13 protein-coding genes are annotated in these 8,868 nt (G+C 69.5%); 12 read left to right on the top strand and 1 reads right to left on the bottom strand.

What is annotated here, in order from left to right; genetic code table 11:
* Window positions 1-198 precede the first annotated feature (198 nt).
* On the top strand, window positions 199-993 hold the full coding sequence (locus GTY56_RS05460) for a GntR family transcriptional regulator (RefSeq protein WP_161363022.1): 795 nt from the start codon (window positions 199-201) through the stop codon (window positions 991-993).
* Here the strand turns inward: GTY56_RS05460 and GTY56_RS05455 are convergent.
* Window positions 977-2,017, bottom strand: coding sequence for an NsdA family TPR-like regulatory protein (locus tag GTY56_RS05455; protein ID WP_202509766.1), 1,041 nt, complete (start codon window positions 2,015-2,017; stop codon window positions 977-979). The two genes, GTY56_RS05460 and GTY56_RS05455, sit on opposite strands and share 17 nt — an antisense overlap.
* A gap of 429 nt (window positions 2,018-2,446) precedes the next feature.
* On the opposite strand from GTY56_RS05455, the gene GTY56_RS05450 reads away from it, so the two are divergent.
* The 11 genes from GTY56_RS05450 to GTY56_RS05410 all read left to right on the top strand — a co-directional run bounded on the left by GTY56_RS05450 (window position 2,447) and on the right by GTY56_RS05410 (window position 8,829).
* Window positions 2,447-2,800: an SCO3933 family regulatory protein gene (locus tag GTY56_RS05450; protein WP_033314179.1), complete on the top strand. Its 354-nt coding sequence runs from the start codon at window positions 2,447-2,449 to the stop codon at window positions 2,798-2,800.
* 2 nt (window positions 2,801-2,802) lie between these two features.
* Complete coding sequence (locus tag GTY56_RS05445) at window positions 2,803-4,158, top strand: FtsK/SpoIIIE domain-containing protein (protein WP_161363019.1); 1,356 nt, start codon at window positions 2,803-2,805, stop codon at window positions 4,156-4,158.
* An 82-nt stretch (window positions 4,159-4,240) separates the two neighbouring features.
* Window positions 4,241-4,906: a DUF2637 domain-containing protein gene (locus tag GTY56_RS05440; protein ID WP_161363017.1), complete on the top strand. Its 666-nt coding sequence runs from the start codon at window positions 4,241-4,243 to the stop codon at window positions 4,904-4,906.
* A gap of 19 nt (window positions 4,907-4,925) precedes the next feature.
* Complete coding sequence (locus GTY56_RS39790) at window positions 4,926-5,126, top strand: hypothetical protein (protein ID WP_202509760.1); 201 nt, start codon at window positions 4,926-4,928, stop codon at window positions 5,124-5,126.
* A 1-nt stretch (window position 5,127) separates the two neighbouring features.
* Complete coding sequence (locus GTY56_RS05435) at window positions 5,128-5,319, top strand: mobile element transfer protein (protein ID WP_033314175.1); 192 nt, start codon at window positions 5,128-5,130, stop codon at window positions 5,317-5,319.
* A gap of 12 nt (window positions 5,320-5,331) precedes the next feature.
* Complete coding sequence (locus GTY56_RS39785; RefSeq protein ID WP_020270385.1) at window positions 5,332-5,487, top strand: hypothetical protein; 156 nt, start codon at window positions 5,332-5,334, stop codon at window positions 5,485-5,487.
* A gap of 23 nt (window positions 5,488-5,510) precedes the next feature.
* Complete coding sequence (locus GTY56_RS05430; RefSeq protein ID WP_161363015.1) at window positions 5,511-5,831, top strand: SpdD-like protein; 321 nt, start codon at window positions 5,511-5,513, stop codon at window positions 5,829-5,831.
* A gap of 89 nt (window positions 5,832-5,920) precedes the next feature.
* Window positions 5,921-6,106 (top strand): hypothetical protein, encoded by a 186-nt coding sequence (locus tag GTY56_RS05425; RefSeq protein WP_161363013.1) that lies wholly within the window; start codon window positions 5,921-5,923, stop codon window positions 6,104-6,106.
* Window positions 6,099-7,478, top strand: coding sequence for a replication initiator protein RepSA (gene repSA / locus GTY56_RS05420; RefSeq protein WP_161363011.1), 1,380 nt, complete (start codon window positions 6,099-6,101; stop codon window positions 7,476-7,478). The genes GTY56_RS05425 and repSA overlap by 8 nt, the downstream gene beginning before the upstream one ends.
* A complete protein-coding gene (locus GTY56_RS05415; protein ID WP_161363009.1) occupies window positions 7,475-7,663 on the top strand; it encodes a helix-turn-helix domain-containing protein in 189 nt (62 codons plus the stop codon). The genes repSA and GTY56_RS05415 overlap by 4 nt, the downstream gene beginning before the upstream one ends.
* The gene (locus tag GTY56_RS05410; protein ID WP_161363007.1) at window positions 7,663-8,829 is read left to right on the top strand and encodes a site-specific integrase; all 1,167 of its coding nucleotides are present in this window, start codon (window positions 7,663-7,665) and stop codon (window positions 8,827-8,829) included. The genes GTY56_RS05415 and GTY56_RS05410 overlap by 1 nt, the downstream gene beginning before the upstream one ends.
* The last annotated feature ends 39 nt before the right edge of the window (window positions 8,830-8,868 follow it).

The following is an 8,868-nucleotide window of genomic DNA, read 5'->3' as shown; positions in this document are numbered from 1 at the left end:
AGACAGGAGGCAGGCCGCGCCGCAGAGGCGGCGCGCGCCCGCGCCGTGCGCGGGCACTTGATGAACGTAGGGAAACTCTTACCGCGCTGGACCGATCAGTACTGATCATGGGCGCTGACGCTCACCTACTCACGTGAGTAGGTCCCGGCTACAGTTGTGCTGGCCGACATAGCAGGACGACAGGAGCGTGCTCGCCGGATGGGACCGAAGTCGGAGCGGGTCTACCGCACGATTCGTGAGTGGATCGCTGAGGGCAGGTACTCGCCGGGTTCCAAGCTTCCGTCCGAGCGGACTCTGTCGGAGGACCTGGAGATCGGCCGTACGGCCCTGCGTCAGGTGCTGGCCAAGCTGGTTGCTGAGGGTGTCGTCGAGGTGCACGGCCGTAGCTCGTACCGGGTGCCGGATCGATCCGTGACCACGGAAGCGCCGGCGGATGTCGAGCCGTGGCAGATCCATGGTGAGCGGACGCTGTATGACAACCGGTGGGTGAAGCTGAGCCTCGTCGATGTCGAGCCGCCCGGCGTCGATCGCTTCGAGCACCATGTGGTCAAGCTTCACCATGTGGCCATCGCTGCCGTCATCGACGACCAAGACCGCGTGCTCATGATGTGGCGGTATCGCTTCGTCCCTGATGCCTTCGGCTGGGAGCTGCCGGGCGGCATCGTCGACAAGGGGGAAGCCCCTCTTCAGACTGCACTGCGTGAGGTTGAGGAAGAGACCGGGTGGCGGCCGAACGCCCTGGAGCACGTGGTCACTTACCAGCCCATGGTCGGCATGGTCGACTCGCCTCACGACATCTTCGTCGGTGAGGGAGCGAAGCTCGTTGGGGAGCCGACCGATCTGGAAGAGGCGGGGCATATCGCGTGGGTTCCGCTGTCTGACATTCCGGGCCTGATGGCTCGTGGTGAGCTGATGGGGTCCGGCACGTTGGTCGCCCTCCTCCATGTGCTCGCTTCACGAGGGTCCGGCGCGTCGCCTACAAGCGCTGCGTGAGCTGCTCTATCCGGCGCCTGTGACGTACTGACTTGGTCCGGCTCGCCATGAGTCGGGCTTGCCGCAGGTGCTTTCGGGCTTGGTCGTGCTCTCCGCGGGCCAGGTGGGCTTGGGCCAAGTCGCAGTGGAGCCCGGCCGATGCTCTGACGAACGTGGGGTCGGTCGTCTCCAGTGCGGCGTACAGGTTGTCCACGGCTTCGCCATCGCCTATCAGGGCGAGTGCGTTCCCGCGCCACCTGGTGAGGTGGCCTTCGTTCAGGAAGATGCTCAGCATGTCCGGATCGCGGGCTTCATCTCCGGCGGGAAGGTGACGCATCGCAAGGTCGAGGGCCCGTCGGCAGTCCTCTTGGAGTCCAGCGCGGGCGCAGATCTCCGCTTCGGCTGCGTGCAGCCACGCCTTGAGGCGCGGAGATATGCCCGGTCCTCCGAGACGCTGCGCTTCTCGAACCAGGTGCACCGCCATTTCCGGGCGCCCGGCGTCGCAGAGCACGTAGGCCTGCTCGGCGGTGGCGTGGGCGAGGTACATCGGTTCCTCGGCCTCCTGGGCGGCTCGCTTGCCCAGCTCGTAGTGACGCCAGGCTCGTTCGACGGCTCCGACGTCAAGCGCCTGCCAGGCCGCGAGGGTCGCCGCACCGGTCAGGGCCAGAGCGACCGGGCGTCGGGTCTCCGGGAGCACGGCGAAGGTAAGGGCGTCCTCCAGCCGCGTCAGGTGGGCGGTCATCTGGTCGACCAGGCTTGCGGCGCCCATCTGGCGGTCGATGGTCCGGAGCAGTTCAGTCTGGTCCATGAACGTCTTCACCATGGTCAGGCTGACGTTCCTTGCCTCGTCGATCCGGTCTATCAGCTCGTCGTAGCCGTCTGCCGTTGCGGGTGCCGGCGGCTGTGCTCCGCCCCCGAGTTCGGCGTCAGTGATGCCGAGGAGGGCCCGGAGGATCTTGGCGTAGTAGCTGGAGATCGTTCGGCGGCCGTTCTCCCACTCCGAGACGTACACTCGCAAACTCGCGGTTGAGGCGACGGTGAGCATGTGCTGACGCGCGTGGCGCTCGATCTCCCGCACCAGATGCTCTTGTGACCAGGTCCGTGCCGTTCGTGCTGCCCTGAGTCCACTCATGCGCTACTGCCGTTCCTCCTGGGGTTGTTGAGCCGTAACAGCAGGATGCCTCACATCGGCGCAGGTAGGGAGGGGTTAACCGGTCGGGTGTTAACCCCTGTTGTCTACCGGGGCGTTGTCTGGCGCGCTTTCCTGGAACCGTCGCAGCCAGGCGAGTTGAGGCGCCGGGCTCGGGACAGCGCTTGACATCTGGTGCGCACCAGATGCAACCTTCTGGTGCGCACCAGTTGGTGGCGCGAAGCACTCCGCAGCTTTGCTGCGGCATTCCATCCACGTTCACAGGAGCGGCGACCCACCGCCAAGCAAGTACGCCGCTCCCGCCCCTCTCAAGGGAGTTCCATCATGCGTCAGATTCCCGTAGACACGTCCACCGCGACTGTGATGGTCGCTAAGGCTCCGCAGCCCAAGGTGCGTGACCGTCGTACCGGCGAGATCGCCACCGACGCCGACGGCGTCAAGCTGATGACCGTCGACGTGATGTTCGCCGCCAACGACGAAGTCGAGATCCTCTCCGTCGCCGTCCCGGAGCCCGGTATCTCCAGCGACCTGGCCATGGGCACCCCGGTCGCCCTGACGGGTCTGATCGCCCGGCCGTGGGAAAACGAGTTCAACGGCCAGAAGCGGCACGGCATCGCCTTCCGCGCGGTCGCCGTCACCTCGCTGGCCGCCACCGGCTCGGCATCCGAGGCGGCCTGATCATGACCTGGTTCATGATCGCTGTAGTTGTGGTCGTCGCCGCTGCGGGTCTCCTGCGGTGGCGGCGCCCCGCCTGGTACTGGCTGACCTTCGGGGTCCTCGTTGCCACGGTGCGGGTCCTGGTCCGGTACGCCTCGGTCATGGAGGCCTGCGGCCTGACGGTCCCGCCTTCGCGCTGGCGGCTGGCGCTGGCACGGATGGCCAACCGGCCAGTGCCGGAGTCCCGCGCGCCGCGCATCCTGCGGCTTCGGCCCACCCGGACCGGTCTCGTCCTGCGGCTCAAGCTCCGGCCCGGACAGGACGCCTTCGACGTGTCGGCCTCCACCGACCGGCTGCGGCACTCCTTCGGGATGTACGGCGTGACCTCCCGCGAGGTGCGCTCCGGCGTCGTCGAGGTGCGGATGACCGGCTATGACGTGCTCAAGCAGGTCCAGATGCCCGCCAAGATCGACACGCGCCCGATGCGGGTCCCGGTCGCACTGCGGGAGGACGGTTCGGTGCACTTCCGCGACTACCGCGCCGTCCCCCACGGCCTGACCCTCGGGGCCACGGAGTCCGGCAAGTCCGTCTACCAGCGCAACCTGGTCGCCGGGCTTGCCCCGATGGACGTCGCCCTGGTCGGCATCGACTGCAAGCAAGGCGTCGAACTGTTTCCGCTCGCACGCCGGTTCTCCGCCCTGGCTGACAACCCCGACACCGCTCTGGAACTGCTTGAAGCGCTGGTGTCCCACATGGAGGAGGTGTATCAGCTCATCCGGGCCGAGCAGCGCATCAGTGTCGCGGTGCCGGATGCGGAGATAGCCGCCGACATCTGGGACCTGCCCGACGACATCCGCCCCGTCCCGGTCGTGATCCTGGTCGACGAGGTCGCCGAACTCGCCCTGTACGCCAGCAAGGACGAGGAGAAGCGCCGGGACCGGATCATCACCGCCCTGGTCCGCCTCGCCCAGCTCGGCCGCGCCGCCGGGATCTACCTGGAGATCTGCGGACAGCGCTTCGGCTCCGAACTCGGCAAGGGCATCACCATGCTCCGCGCCCAGCTCACCGGCCGCACCGCACACCGCGTCAACGACGAAACGAGCGCCAATATGGCCTTCGGCGACATCTCCCCGGACGCCGTCCTGGCCGCCATCCAGATACCCGCCGAGACACGCGGGCTGGCCATCGCCGGTGACTCCACCGGTGGCTGGCACCGCATCCGCGCCCCGCACACCTCGCTGCGCCAGGCCGTGAACACCTGCAACAAGTACGCCGACCGCACGCCCGACGTGCCCGCCCTGGCGGCCTACCGGCCCGCGGTCGCCGCGCCGTCTTCGGCCCGGGTGCCGCTGTCCAAGACAGCCCCCGCCACCGCCTGACCTCCCCTGCTTCACCGGTCGGCGTGACCGCTTCGCGCCAGGTCCCTACCTCCGCCATGCCTCAAGACAGGAAGGAGCCGTGATGACTCGCCCCGCTCTCCGCGTCGACGCCGTCCTGGTCCAGGCCGTCATCGCCGGGGCGCTGTCCTTCGCCCACCTCCACGACCTCGCCGCCGCTGCCGGACAGGACGGCTGGAAGGCCTGGGCCTACCCGATCAGCGTGGACCTGCTCCTGGTCGCTGCCTGGCGGCGGCTGCGCTCGGATGGGCCGTCCCGGCTGGCCTGGTGCTGGTTCGTGATCGCCCTGGTCGCCTCGCTCGGCGCCAACGTCGCCACCGCTGGACTCCTCGACCTGACCGACGTCCCGGCCTGGCTGCGCATCCTCGTCGCCGCCTGGCCCGCACTGGCCTTCATGGGCGGAACGCTCCTTGCCCACTCACCCACAGAGCAGGTGCCGGAACCGCCGGCACCCGCAGCCCCGGTCATCGAGCCGAACCCTGAGCCGGTCACCGAGACCGAACCGGAGCCTCAGCCTGATCCGGTCCCGGCGGTCGAGGACATTCCGGCCCTCCCGGCTCCCAAGCCCGCCCCGGCCTCGCCGGTCCCGGCCGCGCTGGTCGACCACGCCCGCAAAGTCGCCGACGACCACCACGCCCGCACCGGTACGCCGATCGACACCGACACCCTGCGCGCCCGTCTCGGCGTCCCGCCCCAACTCGCCGACGCCATCGCCGCCCAACTCACCTGACCTCGAAGAAAGACACGCCATGACCAGTGACCCGGCCGACCTGACCGCCGCCGACCACCTCGACGCCGCCCGCGAAATGGCCGCCGCCAACCGGCCGTTCCTCGCTCACCTGCTCGCCGAGGAAGCCGCCCGCCGCACCACCGACCCGGCCACCGCCGCCGGTATCCGCGCCGCCTTCCCCGCCCCCGCCCCCGCCCCGTCCCGAGAGGAGACCGACTGACATGCCCGCCCGCGACCACTTCCACTCCGTGATGCGCATCGGCCCGGTCCAGATCGGCACCCACCGCGACCGCAACGGCCGCACCAAGTACGCCGCCGTGTGCACCGCCGACCGCTGCGGCTGGTCCTCCGACTACGGCAGCCAGTCCGCCGCCCAGCTCGCCGCCCGCACCCACCGCTGCCGCGTCCGCTAGGAGGCCTCCGCCATGGAAGTACCGCTCTGGCTCGCCCTGCTCGTCGTCGGCTATCTCGGCGTCAAGCTCATCCGCCCGCCCGCCTGGCTCATCGCCGTCCTGCTGCTCGGCGGCTTCCTCCTCGCCGACAGCGTCCTGGCCCCCGCCATCGACACCTTCGTCAAGTGACCATTCCAGGAAGGGAGTTCACGATGTTCCGTCCGAAGATCCCGACCATGCCCACCCCGACCGGTCAGGTGCCGCCTGTCGTGATCGAGCCGACCACCATCGTCCCGGTCGCCCAGACCCCGCCGCCCGCCCCGGCGGCCCCGGCCCCCACGCCGTCCCGGCCGACCGTGCAGCTCACCCCCGGCACCGCGCTCGCCCTCGTCGGCGGCGGCACCGCCGTAGTCCTGGTCGTCGGCGCCGTCCTGGTCTCCATGCTTCTGGCGGTCGCCATCACCGGCGCCTCCGTCGCCGTCTGCGCCGTCGTCCTGCGCTCGCTGCTCTCCTCGGAGGCAAAGCGGCGCTGACCGGCCCCCGGGCGGCTCCGATACCGCCAAGCATCCGCCGCCCGGGCGCCGCCCCTGTCCGATCCAACGAACCGGAAGGAACCCCCAGCATGACCGACCGCACCACACCCGCGCCCCGCATCTGCCCGAACTGCGACGGCTTCGCCTCCGCCGCCATCACCACCGGCAGTCGCGACGCTTGCGGCCACCTGCACACGCTCACCGTCGATTGCCGGGCCTGCGACGGCCTGGGCACCGTTCCCGCCCGCCGCGTCCGGGAGGGTGCGCGTGCCTGACATGCTGCTCGACCCGACCACCCTCGGCGACCTGCTGAGGGTGGCTTCGGCCTCTGACTACCACCGCTGGCACGAGCAGATCCGCCGCACCGGCGGCTGCGCCGACCCCATCCACCTCACCGGCTGGACCCTCGCCAAGGACAAGACCACCGGCGAGACCCTGCACCACTACTCCACCGCCAACGAGCCGGGCGGACGCCTCCGCGTCGCCTGCGGCAACCGCCGCGCCTCCCGCTGCCCCTCCTGCGCCTGGACCTATGCGGGCGACACCTACCACCTCATCCGCGCCGGACTCGCCGGAGACGACCGACGCGACATTCCCGCCACCGTCCGCGACCACCCCCGCGTCTTCGCCACCCTCACCGCCCCCTCCTTCGGCCCGGTCCACAACCGGCCCGACCGAGGCGCCTGCCGCTGCGGCACCCACCACGCCGCCGACGACCCCGCCCTCGGCACAGCCCTGGACCCGCGAACGTACGACTACGCAGGCGCCGTACTGTTCAACAACCACGCCGGACAGCTCTGGCAGCGCTTCACCAACCGGCTCCGCCGCGAGATCGCCGCCCGCGCCGGCATCACTCAGCGGGAGCTGAAGGAATGTGCCCGGCTCTCCTACGGCAAGGTTGCCGAGTTCCAGAAGCGCGGCGCCCTGCACTTCCACGCCGTGATCCGCATCGACGGCCCCGACGGACCGGAAACCCCGCCGCCATCCTGGGCGACGGTCGACCTCCTCGCCGACGGCATCCGTGCAGCTGCCGTGCACTCCTACACGTCGGTCTCCGTCCCGGCCGCCGAGGACCAACCGGCCCGTACCTTCCGCTGGGGCACGCAGCTCGACGTCCGGCCAGTCAAGGCGTTCGGTGACGGCTCCGACATCACCGAACAGGCAGTCGCCTCGTACGTGGCCAAGTACGCCACCAAGGCCGCCGAGTCGACCGGCACCCTGGACCGCCGCATCGGCGAACTCGCCGAACTCGACCGCCATCAGGTCCCCGACCACACCCGCCGCCTCATTGAGGCCTGCAAGCAGCTCGACCCGCTCTACCCCGACCGGCGCCTGTGGGCCTGGGCTCACATGCTCGGCTTCCGCGGCCACTTCTCCTCCAAGTCCCGCCGCTACTCCACCACCCTCGGGGCCCTCCGACAGACCCGCGCCGACTACCGCGCCGCCCAGGAGCACGCCGCCCTCGGCCTGGACGACCGCGAGCCCGACACCGTCCTGGTCCTGGCCGACTGGCAGTACGCCGGACACGGCCACACCCCCGGCGAATCCGCCCTCGCCGCCACCATCGCCCGGGATCTCCAACTCAACCGCGAAACCGCCCGCGAAGCCCTACGCGATCAACTCGCTCTGGAAGGAGCCGCAGCATGACCGCTGCCACCCCCGAACTGCTGACGGTGTCGGACGTCATGACGCGGCTCAAGGTCGGACGCTCCAAGGTCTACGACCTGATCCGTACGCACCGGCTGGCCTCCATCAAGATCGATGGTGCTCGTCGGATACCTGCCGAGGCCGTGCACGACTTCATCCAGCACCAGCTGGAGGCGGCTGCCTGATGACCAAGCGACGCAGCCGCGGTGACGGTGGGCTCCACTGGGACGAGAAGCGACAGCGTTGGATCGCCACGGCGAACCTCGGCTTCGATCCGAGCGGCAAGCGGATTGTGAAGCGGGGGAGTGGCAAGACCAAGACAGAGGCGAAGACCAAGCTCAAGGAGGTGTTGCGGGACCACGAGGATGGTCTTGCGATCGCGCCCACCGGCTACACCGTCGCCGACGCCGTGAACGACTGGCTTACCTACGGCCTGGCAGGTCGTGACCCGGGCACTGTCGAGAACCTCACTATCCTGAGCCAGAACCACGTGATCCCAGCTCTGGGCGCCCGAAAGCTCCGCGACCTCAGCGCGGAAGACGTCGACCGCTGGCTGGCTGCCAAGGCCAAGACCCTCAGCACCCGCACGCTTCAGGCCGTCCATTCCTGCCTGAACCGTTCGGTCAAGCGGGCCATGGCCCGGGACAAGGTGAAGCGCAACGTCGTCGAGCTGTGCTCAGTGCCCCAGGGCCAGGCCGGGCGGCCGTCCAAGGCGCTCAGCTTCGCTCAGGCTGAGGCGGTGCTGAAGGCGGCAGAGGGGACCTCGATGCACGCGTACATCGTCGTTGCCCTGCTGACCGGTGCCCGCACCGAGGAGCTGCGGGCGCTGACCTGGGACCACGTCTTCCTGAAGGGAAGGCCGGACGCTGATCCGCCGCAGCCTCCGCATATCGCTGTGTGGCGCTCGGTCCGGCGCGGCGGGGACACGAAGACCCGGAAGTCTCGGCGCACGCTCGCTCTGCCGGCGCGTTGCGTCGAGGCCCTGTGGCAGCAGTTCGAAGACCAGGGATGGGAGCGGCTCGCCGCTGACGACAGCTGGGAGGAACACGGGTTGGTCTTCTCCTCGGCCGTGGGCAAGCCGCTCGACGCGACCAACGTCCGGCGTGCCTTCCGCCAGGCGCTCAAGGACGCCGAGGGGATCGACGCCGACGAGTGGACTCCGAGGGAGCTCCGCCACAGCTTCGTGTCCCTGCTGTCCGACCGAGGCGTCCCGCTGGAGGAGATTTCCCGTCTCGTCGGGCACTCTGGCACGGCCGTGACCGAGGAGGTCTACCGGAAGCAGATCCGGCCCGTGATCCAGACCGGCGCGGTGGTCATGGACGGCATCTTCGCGCGGGATCCAAAGCGGTAGTCACGCAGATAGACACGCACAACGAGTCAGGGTCACCTC

Origin of the sequence: Streptomyces sp. SID5643, from assembly GCF_009872555.1 — a bacterium.
Taxonomy (GTDB): Bacteria; Actinomycetota; Actinomycetes; order Streptomycetales; family Streptomycetaceae; genus Streptomyces; species Streptomyces iakyrus.
The sequence above is the reverse complement of the archived record's forward strand: the minus strand, read 5'-3'. Positions and strand labels throughout refer to the sequence as shown.